Below are 23,699 nucleotides of genomic sequence, written 5' to 3'. Positions count from 1 at the left end.
CCCCGGAACGGAAGAAGCCCCCGGGCGCTCCGGGGGCTTCCTCCTGCCGTCGCTCCGTGCCGCTCAGTTGAGGCCGTTGAGCTTGGCGATGCGGCGCTCGTACATGCGGATGACGTCCTCACGACCGGCGTGCTTGCGCTCGTACTCGCGCAGGAGCTTCACCTGGTCGGCGGACAGGCCGCGAAGGCGCGCGCGCAGCTGCGGCAGCGTGGCGCTGTCGTAGTCGGGCACCGGCAGATCCTCGGCGATGTGCTTGGCCTCCGCCTGCGCGGCGGGCTTGGCCTCCGGCTTCGGCTCGAACGCCGCCTCGTCGGCCTTCTTCTGGGCCTTCGCTTCCGGAGCCTTCTTCTCCGGGGCCCTGCTCTCCGCAGCCGGGGCCGGCTTGGGCTCGGCCGCCTTGGGCTTGGGCTTGGGCTTCGGCTTGGAGGGCGCGGGCTCGGCGGCCTTCGGGCTCGGGGCGGGCTCGGCCTGCGGCGCGGGCTCCGGCTTCGGCTCGGACGGCACCGGCTTCGGCGCGGGCCCGGCGGCCGGACCGGCCTCGCCCTCCGCCTTGGCGTGGTGCCTGCCCAGCGCACCAGGCTTGGCGGGCTTCGGCGGCGGTCCGGGGCGGGCGTGCTTCGGCCTGTGGCCCGGCCCGCCGCCGGGCTTGCCGATCGAGATCTCCTCGGTGGCCGCCGAACGCGCGGCGGCCGTCCTGGTGCGGCGCACGGGTTCGGGCGCGGGCCCGGCCTCGGGCTCCTCACCGCGGACGCGCTCGGCGACCAGCCCGACGACCTTGCCGGCCGTGTGCTGGACGTCGTCGCGCAGCCGCCCGACCACCGGCTTCACACCGCCGCCTTCGGTGATCTCCTTGTAGTCCCTGGTCACCCGGTCGGTGAGCAGCAGTGCCCGGCCGACGCCGAACATGGCCAGCCGGACGGCGTGCAGCGGGAGGTCGCGGACCTGCTCACCCACCGTTTCGCGGACCTGCTCACTGACGCGGCGCGGCGATTTCCTCATCGGACGTTCCTCTTCCTGCCTCGTCTCCGTCCCCCTCACTCTGCCCCATCGGTGCGACCCTGGTCACGCGGGGTGAATGGAATTCTGGCAAAGCGTGCCGTGGAGTCGGTCACAGCCCGGCCCCTCGTACGATGGAGCCATGACCTCCACCCAGCGCCGTGTCCTGCTCGCCAAGCCGCGTGGTTACTGCGCGGGCGTCGACCGGGCCGTGCAAGCGGTCGAGATCGCCCTGGAGAAGTACGGGGCCCCGATCTACGTCCGCAAGCAGATCGTCCACAACGTGCACGTCGTGAGGACGCTGGAGGAGCGCGGCGCGATCTTCGTGGACGAGACCGAGGAGGTCCCCGAGGGCTCCATCGTGGTGTTCTCCGCCCACGGCGTGGCGCCCGTGGTGCACGAGGAGGCCAGGGGCCTGTCCCTGCGCACCATCGACGCGACGTGCCCGCTGGTGACCAAGGTCCACAAGGAGGCCGTCCGGTTCGCCGACCAGGACTACGACATCCTGCTGATCGGCCACGAGGGCCACGAGGAGGTCATCGGCACCACCGGCGAGGCCCCCGACCACATCCACCTCGTCGACGGCCCGGACGACGTCGCCAACGTGACCGTCCGCGACCCCGAGAAGGTGGCGTGGCTGTCGCAGACCACGCTGTCGGTCGACGAGACCGTCGCCACCGTCGAGAAGCTCCGCGAGCGGTTCCCCAAGCTGATGGACCCGCCGTCCGACGACATCTGCTACGCCACCCAGAACCGGCAGGTCGCGGTGAAGGAGATGGCGGCGCAGGCCCAGCTCGTCATCGTGGTCGGGTCGACCAACTCCTCCAACTCCGTCCGCCTGGTCGAGGTGGCCAAGGAGCACGGCGCCGACGCCGCCTACCTCGTCGACTACGCCGAGCACATCGACCCGGCCTGGCTGGAGGGCGTCGCCACGGTGGGCGTCACGAGCGGCGCGTCGGTGCCGGACGAGCTGGTCCAGGACGTCCTCGCCTGGCTCGCCGAGCGCGGCTACGGCGAGGCCGAGGAGATCGAGTCCGTCGAGGAGAGGATGCGCTTCTCCCTGCCGAAGGAGCTCCGCAAGGACCTGCGCATCACGCCCGTCTAGCCCGCGGCCCCGGACGGCGGCCGGTCGCCCCGGGCGTGCCGGCCCTCCGGCGTGCCGGGGGAGTCGTCCCACCGGACGGGGTTCTCGTTCTCCTCCTTCTCGAAGAGACGGACCCCGACCAGCTTGTCGTGCAGCTCCCGGGCGTTCGTCAGGACGCCCCGCGCCAGGCAGATCACGACCACGAGCAGCGTGCCGAAGAACAGCCACGGCGCGGTGGCCGCGAGCGCGGTGAAGACGCCCACCGTGACGCCGCGCAGCAGCGAGCCCTCGCCGAGCGTGGTGACGAGCACGACCGTGAGCGTGGCGGCGAGGAACACCAGCGGCGGGCTGACGACGAGCGTGAGCAGGTCGGCGGGACGGGTCGCGAACGCGGCGAGCGCGCAGCCGATCGCGAACCCGGCGCCGGCCAGCAGCGGCACGCCGAACCACCGCGACAGCAGCCCGCACAGCACCCCGGCGGCGAACATGACCACGATGCCGCCGCGCCCGGTGAGCGTGATCGGGCCGGCCGACTCCGAGCGGGGCGCACCGCCGCGCCGGCGCCGCGCCGGGCCCTCCGGGGACGCCGAGGAGCCGCCCGGCGCGTCGCGTACCGTCGATGAACTCATCGCCACCTCTTCCCCATGGGAGGCGGACCCCCCACACGCCCCGGCCCGTTCCGCTCCTGGACGTTCCGCGGATCGCCCTGCTCGGGGACGCGCCCGCCGGGACCCGCCGCGGCGGGGCCAGGCCGGGAATGGTCCCGATCAGGCAGATGGTCCTCGTCGTCGAAAAGTTCGTCGTACGCGGTCAGTTCGGCCGCGGACAGAGCGCGGGGGCTCTCCTCGACAGGATGGGGGCTTTCCAGGCCGTCGTCCACCACTCCGAGCTCGTTCAGCTTGCGCGCACTGACCAGAACGCGCGTCTCCAGGGAACCGACCGTCCGGTTGTAGGACTTGATGGCGCCGGTCAGCGCGCGGCCGAGCTCGTCGACGTGCTGCCCCATCGTGCCCAGCCGCTCGTACAGTTCCTTGCCCAGGTCGAAGACCGCGCGGGCGTTGCGCGAGAGGGCGGCCTGCTGCCACGCGTAGGACGCCGTCCGCAGCATGGTGATGAGGGTCGTCGGCGTGGCGATGTGGACCCGCCGCCTCATCGCGTACTCCAGCAGGCCGGGGTCGCGGTCGAGGGCGGGCGCCAGGAACGCCTCGCCCGGGATGAACAGCACGACGAACTCCGGCGCCGGGCTGAACGCCTGCCAGTACGACTTGGCCGACAGGCGGTCGACATGGTCGCGCAGGTGCCGCGCGTGCGCGTCCAGCCGTACGGGGTCGCCGCTCTCCGCCGCCTGGAGGTAGGCGGCCAGCGAGACCTTGGAGTCGACCACGATGTTCTTGCCGCCGGCCAGCCGCACCACCATGTCGGGGCGGACCGTGCCGTCGGCCGTGACCGCGCCGGCCTGCTCGTCGAAGTCGCAGTGGTGCGCCATCCCGGCCAGTTCCACGACGCGGCGGAGCTGGAGCTCGCCCCAGCGCCCCCGGGCCTCGGGCCGCTGCAGCGCCCGCACGAGCGACTGCGTCTCGCGCCGGAGCTGGTCGGAGCTCTGCCGGACGAAGTCGACCTGCTTGGCCAGCATGGCGTGCGACTCGCGGCGGCCCGTCTCCACCTCGCGGAGCTGCTCCTCCACCTTGGCGAGCGTCTCCTTGAGCGGCGCGACCAGATGCTCGACGGCCTGCTGGCGGCGCTGCAGCTCCCCGGCCGCCTCGACGCCGGCCGCCTTGAGCCGCGCGTCCGCCAGCTCCAGGAACCGCTGGTTGCTGGCGTCCAGGGCCTTGGCCGACAGGTTCTCGAAGTGCTCGGCCATCCGCTCCTCGGCGTAGGCGAGCTTCTCCTCGGCCGCCCGCGCCCGCGCGATCAGCGCGCCCTGGCGGCTCGTCGCGAGCGCGTACCCCGCGACGGCGCCGAAGACGGCGCCGACGAGGAGTCCGGCGAACAGCGCGAGGTCCATCCGCTCATCGTGACAGCGCGTCCGCGATCGGCGACCGCGACGCGCCGGGGCGCCCCGCGTCACCGGACATTTGGCCCAGTGTTCACCAGGGGGAGGCCGCACGGAGGTTCCGGGCAGCCCGAGGGGTCCGCGGGCGCCCATAAACTTGACGGCCGTGAGCCTCTCCATCGGAATCGTCGGGCTGCCCAACGTCGGCAAGTCGACGCTCTTCAACGCGCTGACCAAGAACGACGCGCTGGCCGCCAACTACCCGTTCGCGACCATCGACCCCAATGTCGGCGTGGTCGGCGTGCCCGATCCGCGGCTGACCGTGCTCGCCGAGCTCTTCGGCTCGCAGAAGACCATCCCGGCGACGATGGAGTTCGTCGACATCGCGGGCATCGTCAAGGGCGCGTCCGAGGGGCAGGGGCTCGGCAACAAGTTCCTCGCCAACATCCGGGAGACCAACGCGATCTGCCAGGTCATCCGGGCGTTCGAGGACCCGGACGTCACGCACGTGGACGGCGACGTCGCCCCGTCCCGCGACATCGAGACGATCAACACCGAGCTGATCCTGGCCGACCTCCAGACGATCGAGAAGGCGCTGCCGCGCCTCGACAAGGAGGCCCGGACCAAGAAGGACAAGGACAAGCTCGCCGTCGTCGACGCCGTCAACGCCGCGCAGAAGCTCCTGAACGAGGGCGTCACGCTGTTCGCGGGCGCCGAGCAGGCCGGGGTCGACCTGGAGCTCCTGCGCGAACTGCACCTGCTCACCGCCAAGCCGTTCCTCTACGTCTTCAACCTGGACGAGGGCGAGCTGACCGACGAGGCCCTGCGCGAACGCCTGCGCACCCTCGTCGCGCCCGCCGAGGCGATCTTCCTGGACGCCAAGATCGAGGCGGAGCTGATCGAGCTGCCCGACGACGAGGCGCTCGAACTGCTGCAGGGCATGGGGCAGGAGGAGTCCGGCCTGTCGCAGCTCGTCCGGATCGGGTTCGCCACCCTCGGCCTCCAGACCTACCTGACGGCGGGGCCCAAGGAGTCGCGCGCCTGGACGATCCCCAAGGGCGCCACCGCGCCGGAGGCCGCCGGCGTCATCCACACCGACTTCCAGCGCGGCTTCATCAAGGCCGAGATCGTCTCCTACGACGACCTGACCGCGGCGGGCTCGATGGCCGCCGCCCGCACCGCCGGCAAGGTGCGCATGGAGGGCAAGGACTACGTCATGCAGGACGGCGACGTCGTGGAGTTCCGCTTCAACGTCTGACCGCTTCACCGTCCGACCGCGCCCGCCAGGGGCGGACGGACCCCGTGACCTGTGTGATTTTGGCGACACAGGATGCCCGTGTGGCCGGTGTGCCCGGTGAGCTGGGTGTTTTGGTGCGGGGTGTCGCATTTCCGACACAGTGTCTGCTGTTTCTGGAAACGGATTGCGGGCGGCGCCGCCATCCCGTGACCAAGCAACTTCTGAGGCGTCCCGCTTGTCCGTTACCTGGGGTTGCGCACCGTTCGGAGGCCTGGGTAGGAGAACGTCACCGTTTGGCAATCCTCCCCGTTCCTGCTGAGGTGGATTGCATTATCCGCAACCGCGTGCCGGGGCTGTGCTTCGCTGGGATGCGCTGGAACAATTGACGCCCGTGGTTACCCTGGGCCCGAGGTGGGTTCAGAAAAGCCACCGACATGACCAGGCAACAGGACCGCGCCGACCGGGGGCGAGGCGCGAGCGGAGGCAGGATGGCTCGCAGGTCGGCCGTGGGACGCGGCCGTGACACCGCCGTAGTCGAGGAGACCGCGGCGCCCGGACGGGCGCTCGCGGCGTCCGCCGACCCGTGGGACCTGCCCGAGCGCGGCCGCGGACGGTCCGGCGGCGGCGGCTCGCGCGGCGGTGGCCGCTGGGGCGGATCCGGTGGGCGCTGGTGGGTCTGGGTCGGCCGCGCCGTGCTGTGGGCCCTGATCCTCGTCATCCTCGTCAACGGCGTCCGCGCCCCGTTCGAGCGCTTCACCGCCGACGACACGCCCAGCGGAGGGGGCGCCACGTCCAAGGCGCCGAAGAACGCGGGGTTCCCCAGCAGCGCAGCGGGCGCGTTCGCCCTCCAGTTCGCCAACGTCTACCTCAACTTCGACCAGAAGACCGCGCCCGCCCGCGAGGCGCAGCTGCGGACCTTCCTGCCCGACGGCGCCGACGCCCAGTACGGCTGGAACGGCGTCGGCAGGATGCAGGTGCAGTCCGTCCAGGTCGCCGGCGTCGACGCCCGCGACGCCAGCAACGCCACCGTGACGCTCCTCGCCCGCACCGCCGACCGCTGGCTCCGCCTCGCCGTCCCGGTGTACGCCGACCGGAGCGGCTCGCTGGTCGTCTCCGCCCGTCCCGCCCTGCTCCCCCCACCGGCCAAGGCGCAGCTTCCCCAGGACGGGGTCCAAGACCGCGACACCTCCCTCGAAACCGAACTTCAGCCCTTCCTCGGCACCTTCTTCCAGGAGTACGCGAACGGCAACCAGGCGGCCCTGTCCCGCTTCTCCAACGGGACGACCATCGCTGGGCTGGCCAAGTCCGTCATCTTCGTACAGGTCAAGGAGGTCGTCGCGCCGAAGGGGCCCGGTGGCTCGCGCACCGTCACCGCGACCGTGGTGTGGCAGCCGGCCGGGGGCGGCGGTGGTGAGCTCGAGCAGAGCTACCAGCTCGCCATGGTGAAGAAGGGGACGACCTGGCTCGTCCAGGACATTCGCGGCACCACACAACCGAACGCGTCATGAGAGGCCGCGAAGTGAACACCACCACCCCCAGCCCGACCGCCGACCAGGGAAGGTAGCCAGTCGATGCTGCAGCACGTCATGGCGTCGATTCCGCACGAAATCCTTGCGGCCGACGAACTCAAGACCGATCAGCTCGCCGACTGGCTGCGCCAGATCTTCGGCCCGCTGTTCCTCGTGATCGTCTCCATTGTGGCGATCTTCTTCCTGTTCACCCGCGAGATCACGCGGTTCGTGCAATTCATCTGCCTGGCGATCGGGATCGGAGTGGTCTTCTACGTACCGAACATCATCGAGACCACGGCCAAGGCGATCGCCAAGGCCCTAGGCGTGGACGCCTGACCTCGGGCGGAGGTCGGCAGGCGGCACGGTGCTCGCGCAGTTAGGGGAGTAGGGGCGTGGATCTACCCACGTACACGAACATCTGGCGCATCGAGAAGCGGCTGTACAAGCTGTACGACCTGCGGCTTCCGATGCCGCTGCCGCTGGTCCAGATCGGCGTCTTCCTCGGCGTGTTCGTGCCGTGGATCCTGCTGCTCCGGCTGGTCGGCATCCCCTTCGCGTCCCCCTGGCACGTGCTCTACATCGTCCCGCCGGGCGTGCTCACCTGGCTGGCGACGCGCCCCGTCATCGAGGGCAAGAGGCTCACCGAACTGCTGCTCTCCCAGGGCCGCTACCTCGCCGAACCCCGCACCTGGTGCCGTCTCACCCCCATCCAGGAGCCCCGCGAGGTCGTCATCGTGGCCCGCGTCTGGCGGCGCGCCGGGAGCCCCGCCCCGGCCGCCGCCATGGAACGTGCCGCGATCAAGACCCGCCGCCGCGGCCGCAGGCGCGCCGCCGAGCAGGAACCCGCCGCGGCCCCCGCCGCGACCCCGGTCCTGATCCCGCGCCCCGCGGTCGCCGCCGCGCCGCCGTCCCTGGTCGAGTACGCGGCCCAGCGCGAACCGGTCCCCGCCGCTCCGATCGCCGTCGCCCCCGAGCCCGTCCCGCAGGCCGCCGTCGCCCCGCCCGCCGCGCCCGAACCCGTCGTCCCGCCCAAGGCGTGGCGCCGCACGAGCCGGGACATCTCGCACGAGGACGACGTCCTGGCCTTCCCCGCCGGCGTCGAGCAGCCCCCGGCGACGCCGCGGCTGGAGGTCCCCCCGCCCGGCCCGCCCCCCGGCTCCGGCAAGCGCGCCCTGGCCTCCGGCGTCCGCCGGCCGGGCGAGCAGGCCGAGTTCTGGCAGGCCGTCCCGGTCGGCGACACCCGTCCGGACATCCCCCAGCAGCCCCGCCCCGACGACCGCAGGGCCGCCGAGGAGATCGCGGGCGCCCCCGAACCGACCCCGCGCGAGAACGAGCAGGCCCCCGCGGCGCCGAGCGTCTGTTGGGTGCGCCCCGTCGAACCGGGCGACGGCGTCACGCGGCAGCCGCCCGCCGAACCCGACCAGGTCCACGCCGCCGAGGGCGAGCGCGTGCGCGCGACGCAGGCGTTCAACGGAGAGCCCGGCGACAGGAAGGTCGCCGGCGCGCGCACCCCGCAACGAGCGACCCCGGCCCCCCAACCCCCCGCGGCCACCCGCCCGGACATCCCCATGGTCCCCGGCGCCTTCGGCGCCCAGCCTCCCCGGCCCCACGGCCGGCCCCAGCAACAGCGTGCGGCGGAGCCGGTGCCGCCCCCCGCGCCCCCGGAACAGCCGCACGCGCCTTCGGAGCAGACTCCTGCGCAGCCGGAGCAGCCCGCCGCGCAGGCGGAGTCGCCCGCCCCGTCGGAGCGGTCTGCCACGCCGCTGGAGCTGCCCGCCGCGCGGCCGGAGCAGGGCACCACGCCGCCGGAGCGACCTTCTGCGCGACCGGAGGAGCCTGCCGCGCACTCCGAGCGGCCCGCTTCACCGGAGCAGCCGCACGCGCCTGTAGAGCGGCCCGCCGCGCAGCCGGTGCGGCCTCCGATGCCGCCTGAGCCGCGTCCCGGGTGGACGGTGCGGCCGCCCGCCGCGCCTCCGGAGCGGGAGACCGCGCGGCCCGAGCTGCCCGCCGCGTCGGCCGAGCAGGCCGCCGCGCCGCCGGCGCCGCGGCCCGTGCCGCCGCCGCAGGTGCCGCCGGCGCGTCCCGCCGCGCCGCCGGAGCAGCCCGGGGTCCTGCGGGAGCCGCCCAGGCCCTGGTCGAAGGGGCTGTCCAAGCCGCAGCGGCCGCAGGCTCCCGAGCCGGTGGCGCCGCCCGCGCAGGACGTGCCGCCCGTGGAGCCGCCCCGTCTGGTGGAGCCGCCGCGTCTGCTGGAGCCCCCGCGCCCGGTGGAGGAGGAGGCGCCGCCGCGGGAGGTGCGGTCGCAGCCCGCGTCGCCCGTCCGCCCCCGCCCGCTGCCGCCGCCGCCTTCGCCCCCGCCGTCGGGTCCGGCGATCACGCCGCCCGGTCCCGAGCACGAGGTGACGTCCGGCGGGCTGCGGCGGCTCATCCACGCGGTGGGCGGCGGGCACGGCGAGGTCGACGCCGACTACCAGCAGCGGATCCAGCAGCCGTTCCACGGGACGCGGCACGTCGTCGTGCTCGGCTGCACCGGCGGCGCCGGGCAGACCGTCACGGCGCTGATGCTGGGGCACACGTTCGCGCAGCACAACGGCGAGCCGGTCGTGGCGATCGACGTCAACCCCGGGCCGGGCGCGCTCGCGCGGCGCACCCGCAGCGACACCAACGAGACGCTGACCGGGCTCATCACGCGCGCCGACCAGGTCTCCAGCCTCACCGCGATGCGCCGGTACACCTCGCAGGCCAAGTCCGGCCTCGACGTCATCGCGGCGGGCAAGAACCCGCTGCAGGCGCTCGACGACCGCGACTACGCCCTCGCGATCCGCACGATCGACAAGTTCTACTCGGTGACGCTGCTCGACGCGGCCGCCGCCGTGGTGGCGCGCGTCCTGCCGTACGCCGACCAGATCGTCCTCGTCGCCCCGGCGAGCGCCGACGCGCCCCGCGCCGTCGCGATGACGTTCGAGTGGCTGGACGGCCACGGCTACGAGGAGCTGCGGTCCCGCGCGGTGACGGTCATCAACGGGGTGAGCCGCCGCAGCATGGACGACGTCGAGCAGGCCGAGGCCGTGGCGCGGGGCCGCTGCCGGGCGCTGGTGCGCATCCCGTGGGATGATCACCTGAGCATGGACCGCGCGCCGCGCAACGAGCTGAAGTCGTTGCGCACGCCGACGCGGCGTGCCTATCTTGCCCTCGCCGGCGTCGTGGCCGGCGGCTTCACCGTCATGCCCGAGCGTTACCAGGAGCTTCAGCAGGAGCAGGAGGCCACCCGATGAGCGCCCCTCGCGGGCATCGAGCGGAGACCGAGGTGAACCGGGCATTGCTGGCGGACGCGCCTGACGTTCATGACCGTCCGGATGGCGAACACTTTCCCGGGCAGCCCTGTGCGGCCGCCCGGCGCTGGAGAGAATCGTTGATCGGAACCGGCGTCGGGAGGACGGCATGAGCAAGTCGAGCCGGCTGGCCGTGCGGTACTTCGACGACCGCGTCCTGCTGACCGACAGCGCCGCGTGGGCGTACTTCCGGCTCCCCACGGTGTCCTACGAGTTCACGACCGGTGAGGAGCGCGAGGCGCTCGCCACCAACATCACCATCGCGCTGGCGGGCATCCGCATGCAGGACGCCGAGGTCCACCTGCGGATCGGGCACCGGACGTATCCGGCGGCGGAGTGGGCGCTGGCGCTGGACGGGACGTCCGACGGCGGCTCCGGGTGGCGTGAGTACCTGGAGGAGACCTACGCCCACGTGTGGGCGAAGGACTTCTGGACCAAGGAGGTCTACCTCGGGGTGCGGCTCGGTCCGCGCGGCATGGGCGCGCAGCTTTCGGGCGGCGTCCTGCCCCAGCTCCTCAGGGCCTACAAGCGCAGCGAGAGCGTCCTCGGCGTGCACGACGACGCGGTCGACAAGAAGGAGATCGCGCGCTGGACCGAGCAGGCCGACCGGATCGGCCGCGCGCTCGGCGGCTCCGCCCTGTACGCCAGGCACGCCACCTCCACCGAGGTCGCGTGGCTGTTCCAGCACGCGGTGACCGGGTCCCTGGCCGATCCGCCGCCGTCCGCCGTCGCGCGCCGGACGTGGGGCAAGGGCGAGATCGAGGCGCTGGTGGAGGGCGCCATCCACAACGGGCGCTCCTACCTGCGGATCGAGCAGCCCAACTTCACCGGGGCGGGCGGCGGCGCCACCGCCGCGTCGTACGTCGCGTACCTGTCGTTCGCGCGGTTCCCCGACATGATGCCGTTCCCCGACGGCGAGCCCTGGCTCCACTACGCCGACGCGCTGCCGTTCCCCGTCGAGATCAGCGCGCGGATGAAGCTGATCCCCCCGGCGAAGGCGTCCAAGGACGTCTCGCGCAAGCTCGCGCACGCCCGCGACATGGACCAGCACATCCGGGAGGCGGGCGCGGAGGCGCCGATCGCGCTCGCGGAGCAGATCGACGCCGCCCGGATGCTGGAGCACGGCATCACCAAGGAGCGGCTGCCGTTCGTCTACGGGTGGCACCGGCTGATCGTGTCGGCGCCGACCGAGGAACTCCTCGCGCAGCGCGTGGACGCCGTCGTGGAGCACTACCGCGACATCGGCATCGACGTCGTCAACTCGACCGGCGACCAGTTCTCGCTGTTCCTGGAGTCGCTGCCCGGCGACCAGATCCGGCTGAACGCCTACGCGCAGCGCCAGCCGCTGCGCACCATCGCGGGCGGCATGCCGGTCGCGACCGTAGACCTCGGCGACCGCTCCGACGACGAGGGCGAGGGCTGGGTCGGCCCCTACATCGGCGAGTCGCTCGGCCGGGCCCGCGCCATCGTGCACTTCGACCCGCTCGTCGCCGCGGCGCGCAACCGCCCCACGGCCGTGGCGATCACCGGCGAGCCCGGCGGCGGCAAGACCACGCTCGCACTGCTGCTGATCTACCAGATGGCGCTGCGCGGCGTCACCATCGCGGCGATCGACCCGAAGGGCGACGCCGAGTCGCTCGTGGAGCTGCTCAAGGCGCGGGGCAGGAAGGCGCGCATCCTGCCGCTCGGCTCGGCGGCGCCCGGCCTGCTCGACCCGTTCTCCTTCGGCGACGACCTCGCCACCATGAAGACGATGGCGACCGAGACGCTGCGGCTGCTGCTGCCGCGGATGTCGGAGGAGCGCGAGTCCGCGATGATCCAGGCGGTCGGCGCGGTCGCCAACGCCGAGCGTCCCTCGCTCGGCCGCGTCGTCGACCACCTGGAGGCCGCCGACGATCCGGCCTCCAAGAACCTCGGCGCGGTGCTGCGCTCGATGTCGGAGATGCGGCTCGCGCGGCTGTGCTTCGACCCGTCCGGCGGCGAGCGCATCGACACCGCCGGCTGGACGACCGTGTTCACCCTCGGCGGGCTCACCCTGCCGGACGTCACGATCTCGCGGGAGGACTACTCCTACGAGCAGCGGCTGTCGGTCGCGCTGATGTACCTGGTGTCGCAGTTCGCGCGGCGGCTGATGCACGGCCTCGACCGGCGGGTCCCGAAGGCCATCTTCCTGGACGAGGCGTGGGCGATCACCTCGACGCCCGAGGGCGCCAAGCTGGTGCCCGAGGTGTCGCGGATGGGACGCTCCCGCAACACCGCGCTGATCCTGGTCTCCCAGAACGCGGGGGACCTGCTGAACGAGCAGGTGACGAACTGCCTGTCCTCGGTGTTCTCGTTCCGCTCCACCGAGCGGGTCGAGGTCGGAAACGTCATGTCCCTACTCGGGGTCGAGGCGTCCGACGAGCACAAGGCCGTGCTGCGCAACCTCGGCAACGGCGAATGCATCTTCCGTGACCTCGACGGCCGAGCGGGGCGCATCGGCGTCGACCTGATCTCCGAGGAACTGCAGCGTTGGCTCGACACCAACCCGACCCGGTCCCGTCCGGGCACGTCCGAACTCACCGCCGCGGGGGCCGAGGCCGAGGAGGTCTCCCGATGATGGGTTCCCGCGACGGGACGGCGCGCCTGCAGCGCTCGCCCGGCGAAGGACTCGACCGCAAGGCCCTGCGGCGCCCCCGGCGCCCAAGGCGCCGCCGCGCGCCGCGCACCCGCCGCTCGGTGATGCTGCTGGTCGTCATGGCGCTGTTCATGCTGGGGCCGCTGTCGCCGGCGTCCGCGTCGGTCCCGCAGCTGCCGAACCCGCTGAACGACGCGTGCAGCCCGGCCGACCATCCGGCGCCCGAGCAGTACGGATCCGGGACGGACGGCATGATCAAGCCGCCCGACTACCCGGACGAGAAGCTGCGGAAGACGCCCGTCGAGAAGCTCACGTACTACGACCGGTACGGCACCGCCGGGCAGACCTGGTACGCGGTCGACATGGGTTGCTCGGACGCGATGTCGATGATGGGCAACGCGATCGCGAACACCGTGTTCACCCTCGTCCGGACGGTGGACCGGACGACGATCAGCGTCTACCAGGCGGCCGCGTCGGAGTCGCTGCTGAGCTGGCTGAAGGACACCGTCGACGGGGTCATCACCAACGTCGGCAAGACGTTCAACGCCCGCTACTGGTCGTGGGTGGTCATCCTCGGCGCGATGTGGCTGGCCTGGTGGGGTCTCGTCCGCAAGCGCGCGAGCAAGGTCACCGAGGGCGTGATCTGGATGGTCGCCGCGATGGTGGCGCTGGTCTGGCTGATCGCGCGGCCCGCGGACTTCACCACGCTCGGGACGAAGGTGTCCGAGGCGACCAGCGCCGCGTTCAGCGCCGCGCTGCCACCGAGCGACACCAAGGGCGGGACGTGCGTTCCCGTCCCCGAGGGCAAGCCCGACCCGGCGACGTCGGAGAGCATGGACGCGACGTCCCGCAACGCCAACGCGCTGTGGGTCGCGCTGGTCTGCAAGCCGTGGCTGCAGGGCGAGTTCGGCACCAGCGACCCCAACGCGAAGATCATCAAGCAGAACGCCGACAAGCTGCTCTGGGCGCAGGCGGTCGACCTTCCGGAGACCTACGGCACGAACAAGGTCGACCTGGGCAAGAAGGGCGACGCCTACAAGGACGTCACGAAGGACATCCACGACAACCATCCCCAGAACTACGCGCTCTTCCAGGGCAAGGACTGGCAGAACCGGCTGGGAGTGTCGCTCATCGCGCTGTTCGCGGCGCTGGTCGCGGGCCTGCTCATCCTGGTCATCGCGCTCGCGCTGATCGTCGTGAAGATCGCGTTCCTGCTGCTCCTCGTCGCGGGGCCGATCTTCCTCGGGATCGGCATCCATCCGGGCGTCGGGCGCGTCATCGCCGTCCGCTGGCTCGAACTGCTGCTGTCCATGCTGCTGAAGCAGGCCGCGCTCATCGGGGTGCTCTCGCTGCTGCTGTGGGCGTACAGCCTGATCCTCGGCGAGACGCTGCCCTGGGGCCTGCAGGTGGTGCTGATCGCGCTGGTGACGTTCGCGGCGTTCGTGTACCGCAAGCCGTTCCAGCACCTGTTCTCCTCCGTCGGCTACTCGGCGGTCGGGGCGCGGGGCAAGGGCGAGGCGGAACTCGGCAAGTCGATCGCGGCGGCCCGCAAGAGCACCGAGGCGATGCCGCCGGTGGCCGCCTACCAGATGTTCCGCAAGGCCAAGAACGACCCGGCGATGGCGGCCGCCGTCGCCGGCGGCGTGACGGGCGGCGGCGCGGTGGCCGGAACGGTGGCCGCGGCCGACCGGTCGGCGCCCGGCGCGGGCACGGAGCAGTCGCCCGAGGACGCGCCGGTGCTCGCGGCCAAGCCGCGCGGCGCGGGCGCCGCGGCGGCCCAGGGGCGCTCCAGGCGCGGTGCTCCACCGCTGAACCTGCCGACCAGGGCGGGCGCCCTCGGCGACCGCCGCACGGACGGCGCCAGGGCGGCGGCCGTCAAGCCCGGCGGCGTCACCGTCGCGAAGGGCGACGGTGAGGACTCCGGCGGCGGAGGAGGGTCGGGCAAGGGCACCGTCCGTCCGACCTCCTGGGCGGGCCGCGGCGGAACCGGCGGCGGCGTGTCCGATGGCGGCGGTTCGGGCGGCAGCGGCGGTTCCGGCGGCGGCTCGGGCGGTTCCGGCGGTGGCGGCGGAGGCTGGTTCGGCGGCGGCGGTGGCGGCCGGTCGTCCGGTTCCGGGCGCGGCCGCGGGCGCTCGGGCGGTGGCTCCGGTGGTTCTGGCGGGTCCGGTGGCTCCGGTGGTTCGGGTGGCTCCGGTGGCGGCGGCTGGTTCTCCGGCGGCGGCAACGGCGGCGGCAACGGCGGCGGCGGTTCGGGCGGTTCGGGCGGCGGGTCCGGGAACGTCCCCCGGCAACGCGGCCGCGGCGGCGGTGCCGGGGGCGGAAGGCCCTCGCGGCCCGAGCCCGGCGGGCGGCAGGCGCCCCCGCCGCTGTGGGGCAGGGGCGGCTCCAACGCCAGCCCGCCGATCCCGTTCTGGTTGCGTCCGGTGGATCGCCGGTCCGGTGAGCCGAATCGGGACGAGTGATGAACCTGAACGACCGGCGGCGCAAGCTGCTGTTCGCGGGTCTCGTCGTGCTGCTCGCGGCGGTCGGCGTCTACCTGACGGTGGCCTCTCCCTCGGGCGGGTCCGGCGATGAGCCGAAGGCCCGCCCGAGCGCGACCGCGACGCAGGGGCCGCAGGCCCCCGCGTCCCCGCCGCCCGGGATCCAGAACGCCGTCGACCCGAACGACTTCGACGTGTACCGGCTGCTGCCGTTCTCCCGGCAGGAGTTCGCCACGGCGGCCGACATGGCGCAGCGGTTCGTCGCCGCCTACGGGACGTACCGCTACGACGAGGCCCCCCAGGCCTACATGGCGCGCTTCGCCGGCCTGACCACCACCGACCTCGGGCAGCGGCTCGGCCAGGGCGTGGCGACGCCCGGGATGGTGGAGGAGCGCCGCCGCGAGCAGCTCGTCGCGCAGGGCGCGGCGTCCCTCGACCAGATCCGCGACATCGAGAACAACTCGATCATCTTCCTGGTGACCGGCCGGCAGCAGGTCACCAGGAACGGGCGGACCAGCAGCGACAGCAAGCGGTACGCGGTGACCGTGACGAGGGACGGCGGCTCGCTGAAGGTCTACTCGTTCGAGCCGGCCGACGCCGGACAGGCGGGGGACACGGGATGAGCCCGCGAAGGCTGCTGCTCGTCGGCGCTCTCGGCGTCGCAGCGGTGATGTTCGCGGCGCTGGTCTTCGTCCCGATCCTGTTCGGCGCGAGCCAGTTCCTGTTCGGCGGCGGGATCGGCGGTGGCGGCGGCTGCGTGAACGTCGCCGGCGCCGGCGCGCAGCCCGCGGCGGCCACCGACGCGAAGTCCGTCCCCGCCGACTACCTGAAGCTGTACCAGGAGGCCGGCAAGAAGTACGGCATCCCCTGGAACCTCCTGGCGGGCGTCGGCAAGGTCGAGACCGACCACGGCAGGTCGACGATGCCGGGCGTCTCCAGCGGGGAGAACTACGCGGGCGCGGGCGGTCCCATGCAGTTCCTGGCCGCGACGTTCAAGGCGTTCGCGGTGGACGGCGACAAGGACGGCAAGAAGGACCGCTACGACCCGGAGGACGCCATCCCGACGGCCGCCGCCTACCTCAAGCACAACGGCGCCCCCGAGCGCATGCGCACCGCGATCTTCCAGTACAACCACTCGTGGGACTACGTGGACCTCGTCCTGGACTGGGCGAAGCGCTACGCCGGCGGCGAGTTCGAGGCCGTCCAGGCGAACGGGATCAACTGCGAGGACAACGAGCTGCCCGCCAACGTCGGCGCCCTCGTCAAGACGATCATCGCGTTCGCGATGGCGCAGCGCGGCAAGCCGTACGTGTTCGGCGCGAACGGGCCGGACGCCTATGACTGCTCCAGCCTGATCCAGGCCGCCTACCGGCAGGTCGGGCTCAACCTCCCGCGCACGACGTTCGAGCAGTGGCCGTTCGGCGTGAAGATCGCCAAGGGCAAGGAGCAGCCCGGCGACCTGGTGTTCTTCAACTCCGGCCCTGGGACGTCGGCCGACAACCCCGGCCACGTCGGGATGGTCATCGGCGGCGGCAAGATGATCGTGGCGAGCTGCTCGGCGTGCGTGCCCGCGATCGGCGTGAAGACCTACAAGAAGGCGAACTGGATCGGGGTGACCCGCCCGCTCGCGCGGCCGGACTTCAAGAAGAAGGTGTCCGAGCTGGCCGCGCGGCAGTAGCCGCCCGGCGGCTTCAGCGGAACCGGCGCCTGCCCACGACGAGCAGGACCTCGCGCAGCGCGTCGGCGGCGGCCCGGACGTCCTCCGGCGGCACCCGGGCCATGACCTCCTCGTGCGCCGTCCCCGACGCGGCCAGGGCCTGCTCGGTGACGCGCAGCCCGTCCGCGGTCAGCTGGACGAAGCGGCTGCGCGCGTCGCCGGCGTTGGCCTCGCGCTCCACGTAGCCCGCCTTCTGCAGCCGCTGCAGGACGTTGCTCGTCCCGCCCGAGGTGAGGAACGCCGAGCGCGTGAGCTCGCTCGGCCTCAACCGGTACGGCTCGCCCTCCCGGCGCAGCACGGTCAGCACCTCGAACTCGGCGTAGGTGAGGCCGAGCTCGGCCAGGGGGCCCCGGAGGGCCTGCTGGACCAGCAGGGCGACGCGCCCGGCGCGCTTGCTCAGCTCCAGCATCGCGACGAGCGGCTCCGGGAGCCCGTCCCGCCGCCACGCGGCGGCCACGTCATCGATCTCGTCCTGCACGCCCCGAGCGTACTCGCTCCACTGGTTGCTTTTTAGAAAGCTAACTCTTAAGCTTTTGAGTATGACAACGACTCTCCTGATCACCAACGGCCTCGTCATCGACACCGCCCCCGAACCGACCGTGCTGGGGACCGCCGACGTGCTCGTCGAGGACGGCCGCATCGCCGCGGTCGGTCCGGACCTGGCCGTGCCGGCCGGCGCCGAGACCATCGACGCGACCGGGCACATCGTCATGCCGGGCTTCGTCGACACCCACCGGCACACCTGGCAGGCCGGGATCCGCGCCGCCCTGCCGGACGGCACGCTCCCCGCCTACCTGCGCCGCGTCCTCGGCGAGATGGCGCCCCGGTACCGCCCGGACGACGTGTTCGCCGGGACGCTCGCCGGGGCCCTGGAGTGCCTCGACTCCGGCATCACGACGCTGGTCGACTGGTCGCACATCCAGCTGAGCCCGGACCACACCGAGGCGAACATCGCGGCGCTGCGGGCCGCCGGCATCAGGGCGGTTTTCGGGTACTGCTACGGCGGCGACGGCGACCTCGGCGCGCTCGCCGCCGAGACCGGCCGCGTCCACCGCGAGCACTTCGCCGCCCCGGGCGGCCCCGTCACGATGGCGATGGCCGCGCTCGGCCCCGAGATCGCGGGCGACGAGCGCGCCCTCGCCGAGTGGCGCACGGCCCGCGAGTTCGGGCTGCCGGTCACCGTGCACATGGGCGGCCACGGCGCCGAGAGCGCCGCTCGCGGCCTGGCGTTCCTCGACGCCCACCGGCTGATGGACCACCCGGCCACGTACGTCCACGCCAACTTCTACACCGACGAGGACCTGAAGCGGATCGCCGGAAGCGGCGGGACGGTCTCCGTCGCCCCCGCCATCGAGGCCGCACTGGACATCGGCGCCCCGCCCACCGGACGCGCCCGCGGCGCCGGCGCCCCGACCGGGCTCGGCGCCGACACGGTCGCCTCCGGCCCCGGCGACATGTTCAGCGTGATGCGCGCCGCCTACGTCCTCGAACGGGGACGCCCGGACGGCGCCGGCCTCGGCTTCACCACAGCCGACGCCCTGCGGACGGCCACGATCGAGGGCGCCGAGGTCGCGGGGCTCGCGGACGTCACCGGATCGCTGACCCCGGGCAAGCAGGCCGACCTCCTCGTCCTGCGCACCGACACCTTCGGCCTCGCGGCGGCCCACGACCCCATCGCGGCCGTGGTCCTGGCGGCGGACACCCGCAACGTCGACACCGTCCTGGTCGGCGGACGGGTGGTCAAGCGCGGGGGAGTGCTGCGCGGACACGACGTCCCCGCCCTCCTGGCGCGCCTGTCGGACTCCGCCGCGCATGTGACGGCGGCCTGAACCGCGGGAATCGTCGGCCCCGCGTGGCATGCTGATCGGCGTGGAGTCCGAGATCACGATCCGCGTCGCCGACGAGCTGCTGATGTTCCTGCCCGCCACCCGGCGGGAGTCCCCGGCGCGGGTGCCCTACGACGGAACCTCGACGCTGGGGCACCTCGTGGAGTCGCTGGGCGTGCCGCTGCCCGAGGCGGGCCCGATGACCGCCGACGGCGAGCCCGCAGGCCCCGCCACCCGTCCGGAAGCCGGGGCCGAGGTCCGCGTGGCGGCGGTGCCGCGCCCCCAGCCCGTGCCGCTGGAGCCGGGCCAGGTCGCCCCCCGCTTCCTCCTCGACGTGCACCTCGGCACGCTGGCCCGGCGCATGCGCCTGCTCGGCCTCGACACCGCCTACCACAACGACATGGACGACCCGGCGCTCGTCGTCCAGGCCAACGAGGAGCGCCGCGTCCTGCTCACCCAGGACCGCGGCCTCCTGCGCCGCCGCGCCCTGTGGTTCGGCGCCTACGTCCGCGGCTCGCGGCCGGACGACCAGCTCCGCGACCTGCTCGACCGTTTCGCGCCCGTCCTGCGGCCGTGGACGCGCTGCACCGCCTGCAACGGCGAGCTCGTCCCGGTCGACAAGGAGGAGGTCGAGCGCGAGCTGCGGGCTGGCACGCGCCGCAGCTACGACGTCTACGGCCGCTGCGCCGGGTGCGGGCAGGTCTACTGGCGCGGGGCACACGGCGACCACCTTGAGGAGATCGTCCGCGACGCGACGCGTCTGGTCGACTCCCTCCGGGGGAACGGAACCGGACGGACCGGCGCCGCGGTCTGATCACGAAGACGGAGAGGAGCTGGTCGCGATCGATCTCGTGGTGGTGGTGGGGGCGGCGATCCTCGCGGACGGGCGGCTGCTGGCCGCCCAGCGCGCCGAGCCGCCGCACATGGCGGGCGGCTGGGAGCTCCCCGGCGGCAAGGTCGACCCCGGAGAGTCGGACGAGGACGCCCTGGTACGCGAGTGCCACGAGGAACTGGCCGTGAAGGTGCGCCTCGTCCGCCGCGTCGGCGGCGACTGGCGCCTGAGCGAGCGCGCCGTCCTGCGCGTCTGGACGGCCGAGCTGGTAGAAGGCGAGCCCCAGCCTCTAGAACACCTGGAACTCCGCTGGCTGACCCCGCCCGAGCTCTACGACGTCGACTGGCTCCCCGGCGACCGCCCAGTGATAGACCTCCTGGCCGCCCAGGGCCTCACCTAGAACCTCCTGAACCCGGGCCCGCCCCGCGGGGATCCACCCGGGCGCCCAAGCCCGAACGCGCCGACCCTGGCCACGGCCGAAACCAAGCAACAACCTGAAGGACCGCGATCGCGTCCGGAGGCAGGTTCGAGCGAAGCGTGAATCTGATCGAGATCGGCCGAGCACCCAAGCCGTTCACGACCGACCTCAGCCGCCACAGCAACCCCGCAACAACCCCAAGGGCCGCGATCGCGTCCGAAGGCAGGTTCAAGCGAAGCGAGAACCTGATCGCGCAGCGAGCCGCAAGGCGAGACGAAGCGATGCCAGCGATCGCCCGCGTTTATCGACGATGGAGGGCCGCCAGGCCCGAAGGAGGAGAAAAACGCTAAGAAATACGGTTCGCGCCTGCGAAGTCGGAGCGGTCGGAGAGTTTGGAGATTTTGACCACATCGCCGGTCTGGGGGGCGTGGAGGTACTTGCCGTCGCCCAGGTAGATGCCCATGTGGTGCAGGTTGCCGCCGAAGTACACGAGGTCGCCGGAGCGGAGCGCGCCGCGCGAGACCTTCGTTCCCATGGCGAACAGGTCGCCGGTGTAGTGCGGGAGGCCGGGCTTGCCGACCTGGCCGTAAGCCCAGACGACGAGGCCGGAGCAGTCGAAGCTGCTCGGTCCGGCGGCGGCCCACACGTACGGGGAGCCGAGCTTGGTGAGCGCCTTGCGGGCCATCTTCGCGGGCAGGCCGGAGCCCTTGACGGTGGCGCTGAGGCCGGTGCGCGGGTCGCTCGCGTGGGTGGTGGTCAGCTTGTCGAGGCGCTTCATCACCTCGGAGACCTTGGTCCTGGCCGCCTCGCGCGCCTTCTTGGCGTCGTCCCAGGCCTTCTTGACCTGCGCGGTCTTCGCCTTCGCGGTGCGCTCCGCGGCGTCGGCCTGGTCGATCTGCTTCTTCAGGGCGAGGACGGCGGTGGCCTGGCTCTGCGCGAGGTAGGCGCGGTCGGACAGCCCCTCGGGGGAGGCGCCGGAGCCGAAGAGGACGTCGGGGCTGCCGGCCATGTAGTTCGCGGCGGCCAGGGCGCCGAGCCGCCGGCGGGCGGGCTCGGCGAGGGCGCGGAGCCGCTCGGCCTCCTTGGTGGCGTCCTGCTCGGCCTTGCGGGCCTTGTTGAACTCCACACGGGCCTTGTTGAACTTCTCCGTGAGGATCTCGGCCTCTTCGTTCAGCGCGTCGAGGCTCTTGCGCAGGCCCTTCTCGGTCGTCGGCGTGGGGCTCGGAGCCGACGGCGCGGAGGCGGGCCGGAACGGCTGCGCGGCGTGGGCGAGGTTCGGCGCGGTGGCGCCGAGGCCGATCAGGAGCAGGGTGGCGGTGGCGGTGGGCAGAACGCGACGCCGCCGGTGGGAATCCGGAGCCAAGCCGGTGTTCTCCTCTCCTCGTACGCCTACCGGGTTAGCTGACGGGTTCGGGCCGGAGTCGCCCTACGACGAGCGTCGATTCACCCCGAGGGTGGTGGGTCCCCGGTTCTCCCGCGGGAGATTCGGCGTTCCGGCCGCAGTCCCGGGGGGTGGGACTCCGGACGACCGGATCTCGGGCAGATTACAAAGGATGCGCAAAGTTGGCCAATCGAGGCCCGTGCGACCGGTGGGACGAACGGCTCGGAGTGGGTGGTACGCCCGGCCAAGTAGAATGGGTACTGCCGCGTGTCTGCGGTGACTCCCGAACTCTCACGCAAGGCGAACCCGCATGCCCATCTCCACGCGCGACGACCTCCGTAACGTTGCGATCGTCGCCCACGTCGACCATGGCAAGACGACGCTGGTCGACGCCATGCTCTGGCAGTCCGGCGCCTTCCGCGAGAACCAGGACGTCGACGACCGGGTGCTCGACTCCAACGACCTGGAGCGCGAGAAGGGGATCACCATCCTCGCGAAGAACACCGCGGTCCTGCACAACGGGCTGACCATCAACATCATCGACACTCCGGGGCACGCCGACTTCGGCGGCGAGGTCGAGCGCGGCCTGTCCATGGTGGACGGCGTCGTGCTCCTGGTGGACGCCAGCGAGGGCCCGCTCCCGCAGACCCGGTTCGTGCTGCGCAAGGCGCTCGAGGCGCGGCTGCCGGTGATCCTTGTCGTGAACAAGACCGACCGTCCCGACGCGCGCATCGACGAGGTCGTGGACGAGACCTACGAGCTCTTCATGGACCTCGACGCCGACGAGGAGCAGATCGACTTCCCGATCGTGTTCGCGTCCGGCCGCGCCGGGCGGGCCTCGCTCGACAAGCCCGCGGACGGCACGATGCCCGGCAGCGACGACCTGGAGCCGCTGTTCAAGGTCATCACCGAGACGATCCCCGCGCCGGCCTACGACCCGGACGCCCCGCTCCAGGCGCACGTGACGAACCTGGACGCCTCCAGCTACCTCGGCCGGATCGCGCTGTGCCGGGTGCACGCCGGCACGATCAAGAAGGGCCAGCAGGTCGCCTGGTGCCGGCACGACGGCAGCGTCGACCGGGTGAAGATCACCGAGCTGCTGATGACGGAGGCGCTCACCCGCAAGCCCGCGGACGACGCCGGGCCCGGCGACATCATCGCCATCGCCGGCATCCCCGACATCATGATCGGCGACACCATCGCCGATCCGGAGGACCCGCGCCCGCTGCCGCTGATCACGGTGGACGAGCCCGCGATCTCCATGACGATCGGCACCAACACCGGGCCGATGGCGGGCCGCGAGAAGGGCACCAAGGTCACCGCCCGGATGGTCAAGGACCGGCTCGAACGCGAGCTCGTCGGCAACGTGTCGATCCGGGTGCTGCCGACCGAGCGTCCCGACGCCTGGGAGGTGCAGGGCCGCGGCGAGCTCGCCCTGGCGATCCTGGTGGAGAACATGCGCCGCGAGGGCTACGAGCTGACCGTCGGCAAGCCGCAGGTCGTCACGCGGGAGATCGACGGCAGGAAGCACGAGCCGGTCGAGCGGCTCACCGTCGACATCCCCGAGGAGTACCTCGGCGCGGTCACGCAGCTGATGGCGGTCCGCAAGGGCCGCATGGAGCACATGACCAACCACGGCACCGGCTGGATCCGGATGGAGTTCCTCGTCCCGGCCCGCGCCCTGATCGGGTTCCGCACCGAGTTCATGACCGAGACGCGCGGCACCGGCATGGCGCACCACGTCTTCGAGGACTACGAGCCCTGGTTCGGTGAGCTGCGCACCCGTCCCTCGGGTTCGCTCGTGGCCGACCGGTCCGGCGCCGCCACCGCCTACGCGATCACCAACCTCCAGGAGCGCGGGACGTTCTTCGTCGGCCCGACCACCGAGGTGTACGAGGGCATGATCGTGGGGGAGAACTCCCGCGCCGACGACATGGACGTCAACATCACCAAGGAGAAGAAGCTCACGAACATGCGGTCGTCCACCGGCGACGAGCTGGAGCGGCTCACCCCGCCCCGTCTCCTGTCGCTGGAGGAGGCCCTGGAGTTCTGCCGCGAGGACGAGTGCGTCGAGGTCACCCCGACCGCCGTCCGCATCCGCAAGGTCGTCCTGGACGCCAAGGAGCGCGAGCGCACGCGCGCCCGCACCAAGCGCGCCGGCTGAGCGCCGAAGCTCAAAGGGGCGGCCCCGCGGTTCTCGGAACCGCGGGGTGAACGTACCGGCCTGCTTCAGCAGGGCCCGGTGGAAGGGCAGCCCGTATCCCTCGACCGCCAGCGG

General features: G+C 72.5%; 18 protein-coding genes and 1 riboswitch. Of the genes, 13 read left to right on the top strand and 5 right to left on the bottom strand.

The window, feature by feature from the left end:
* Nucleotides 1-63: 63 nt before the first annotated feature.
* Nucleotides 64-999: a hypothetical protein gene (locus tag AB0H37_RS36785; protein WP_360617262.1), complete on the bottom strand. Its 936-nt coding sequence runs from the start codon at nucleotides 997-999 to the stop codon at nucleotides 64-66.
* Between the two features lie 139 nt (nucleotides 1,000-1,138).
* Here AB0H37_RS36785 and AB0H37_RS36780 point away from each other — a divergent pair, with 139 nt between their 5' ends.
* Entirely contained in the window at nucleotides 1,139-2,101 is a 963-nt protein-coding gene (locus AB0H37_RS36780) for a 4-hydroxy-3-methylbut-2-enyl diphosphate reductase (protein WP_329094816.1), read from the top strand.
* On the opposite strand, the gene AB0H37_RS36775 is transcribed toward AB0H37_RS36780, so the two are convergent.
* Nucleotides 2,098-2,709 carry a DUF6542 domain-containing protein gene (locus tag AB0H37_RS36775; protein WP_329094814.1) on the bottom strand — a complete coding sequence of 204 codons (612 nt, stop codon included), beginning with the start codon at nucleotides 2,707-2,709 and terminating at the stop codon, nucleotides 2,098-2,100. The genes AB0H37_RS36780 and AB0H37_RS36775 overlap by 4 nt on opposite strands.
* Nucleotides 2,706-4,085: a DNA recombination protein RmuC gene (gene rmuC, locus AB0H37_RS36770; protein ID WP_360617260.1), complete on the bottom strand. Its 1,380-nt coding sequence runs from the start codon at nucleotides 4,083-4,085 to the stop codon at nucleotides 2,706-2,708. The genes AB0H37_RS36775 and rmuC overlap by 4 nt, the downstream gene beginning before the upstream one ends.
* A 154-nt stretch (nucleotides 4,086-4,239) precedes the next feature.
* Between rmuC and ychF the strand changes: the two genes are divergently transcribed.
* The 8 genes from ychF to AB0H37_RS36730 all read left to right on the top strand — a co-directional run bounded on the left by ychF (nucleotide 4,240) and on the right by AB0H37_RS36730 (nucleotide 16,925).
* Complete coding sequence (ychF, locus tag AB0H37_RS36765) at nucleotides 4,240-5,331, top strand: redox-regulated ATPase YchF (RefSeq protein WP_179832756.1); 1,092 nt, start codon at nucleotides 4,240-4,242, stop codon at nucleotides 5,329-5,331.
* A 467-nt stretch (nucleotides 5,332-5,798) separates the two neighbouring features.
* Entirely contained in the window at nucleotides 5,799-6,818 is a 1,020-nt protein-coding gene (locus AB0H37_RS36760; RefSeq protein ID WP_329094809.1) for a conjugal transfer protein, read from the top strand.
* Between the two features lie 63 nt (nucleotides 6,819-6,881).
* Nucleotides 6,882-7,157, top strand: coding sequence for a hypothetical protein (locus AB0H37_RS36755; RefSeq protein ID WP_179832758.1), 276 nt, complete (start codon nucleotides 6,882-6,884; stop codon nucleotides 7,155-7,157).
* A 56-nt stretch (nucleotides 7,158-7,213) separates the two neighbouring features.
* Nucleotides 7,214-10,093 (top strand): TcpE family conjugal transfer membrane protein, encoded by a 2,880-nt coding sequence (locus tag AB0H37_RS36750; RefSeq protein ID WP_360617258.1) that lies wholly within the window; start codon nucleotides 7,214-7,216, stop codon nucleotides 10,091-10,093.
* Nucleotides 10,094-10,259: 166 nt separating this feature from the next.
* Nucleotides 10,260-12,749, top strand: coding sequence for an ATP-binding protein (locus AB0H37_RS36745; RefSeq protein ID WP_329094804.1), 2,490 nt, complete (start codon nucleotides 10,260-10,262; stop codon nucleotides 12,747-12,749).
* The gene (locus AB0H37_RS36740; RefSeq protein ID WP_360617256.1) at nucleotides 12,746-15,229 is read left to right on the top strand and encodes a type IV secretion system protein; all 2,484 of its coding nucleotides are present in this window, start codon (nucleotides 12,746-12,748) and stop codon (nucleotides 15,227-15,229) included. Before AB0H37_RS36745 ends, AB0H37_RS36740 begins: the two co-directional genes overlap by 4 nt.
* Nucleotides 15,229-15,870 carry a hypothetical protein gene (locus tag AB0H37_RS36735; RefSeq protein WP_360617255.1) on the top strand — a complete coding sequence of 214 codons (642 nt, stop codon included), beginning with the start codon at nucleotides 15,229-15,231 and terminating at the stop codon, nucleotides 15,868-15,870. Before AB0H37_RS36740 ends, AB0H37_RS36735 begins: the two co-directional genes overlap by 1 nt.
* Nucleotides 15,867-16,925, top strand: coding sequence for a bifunctional lytic transglycosylase/C40 family peptidase (locus tag AB0H37_RS36730; protein ID WP_329094797.1), 1,059 nt, complete (start codon nucleotides 15,867-15,869; stop codon nucleotides 16,923-16,925). Before AB0H37_RS36735 ends, AB0H37_RS36730 begins: the two co-directional genes overlap by 4 nt.
* A 13-nt stretch (nucleotides 16,926-16,938) precedes the next feature.
* Here the strand turns inward: AB0H37_RS36730 and AB0H37_RS36725 are convergent, their stop codons facing one another.
* Entirely contained in the window at nucleotides 16,939-17,442 is a 504-nt protein-coding gene (locus tag AB0H37_RS36725) for a MarR family transcriptional regulator (protein WP_179832764.1), read from the bottom strand.
* Between the two features lie 61 nt (nucleotides 17,443-17,503).
* On the opposite strand from AB0H37_RS36725, the gene AB0H37_RS36720 reads away from it, so the two are divergent.
* From AB0H37_RS36720 to AB0H37_RS36710, 3 genes are read left to right on the top strand one after another with little or no spacing between them, the layout of a single operon-like run.
* Nucleotides 17,504-18,793, top strand: a complete 1,290-nt coding sequence (locus AB0H37_RS36720; protein WP_360617253.1) for an amidohydrolase family protein — start codon at nucleotides 17,504-17,506, stop codon at nucleotides 18,791-18,793.
* A gap of 28 nt (nucleotides 18,794-18,821) precedes the next feature.
* Nucleotides 18,822-19,604, top strand: a complete 783-nt coding sequence (locus AB0H37_RS36715) for a Mut7-C RNAse domain-containing protein (RefSeq protein ID WP_360617252.1) — start codon at nucleotides 18,822-18,824, stop codon at nucleotides 19,602-19,604.
* A gap of 28 nt (nucleotides 19,605-19,632) precedes the next feature.
* Nucleotides 19,633-20,022, top strand: coding sequence for a (deoxy)nucleoside triphosphate pyrophosphohydrolase (locus AB0H37_RS36710; protein WP_360617289.1), 390 nt, complete (start codon nucleotides 19,633-19,635; stop codon nucleotides 20,020-20,022).
* A gap of 364 nt (nucleotides 20,023-20,386) precedes the next feature.
* Here AB0H37_RS36710 and AB0H37_RS36705 read toward each other — a convergent pair whose 3' ends face one another.
* Entirely contained in the window at nucleotides 20,387-21,403 is a 1,017-nt protein-coding gene (locus AB0H37_RS36705; RefSeq protein WP_179832767.1) for a C40 family peptidase, read from the bottom strand.
* 7 nt (nucleotides 21,404-21,410) lie between these two features.
* Nucleotides 21,411-21,541, bottom strand: a riboswitch (cyclic di-AMP (ydaO/yuaA leader).
* A gap of 190 nt (nucleotides 21,542-21,731) precedes the next feature.
* On the opposite strand from AB0H37_RS36705, the gene typA reads away from it, so the two are divergent.
* Nucleotides 21,732-23,585 carry a translational GTPase TypA gene (gene typA, locus AB0H37_RS36700; RefSeq protein WP_329094791.1) on the top strand — a complete coding sequence of 618 codons (1,854 nt, stop codon included), beginning with the start codon at nucleotides 21,732-21,734 and terminating at the stop codon, nucleotides 23,583-23,585.
* Nucleotides 23,586-23,699 lie beyond the last annotated feature (114 nt).

Source organism: Actinomadura sp. NPDC023710, assembly GCF_040639875.1.
Taxonomy (GTDB): domain Bacteria; phylum Actinomycetota; class Actinomycetes; order Streptosporangiales; family Streptosporangiaceae; genus Spirillospora; species Spirillospora citrea.
The sequence above is the reverse complement of the archived record's forward strand: the minus strand, read 5'-3'. Positions and strand labels throughout refer to the sequence as shown.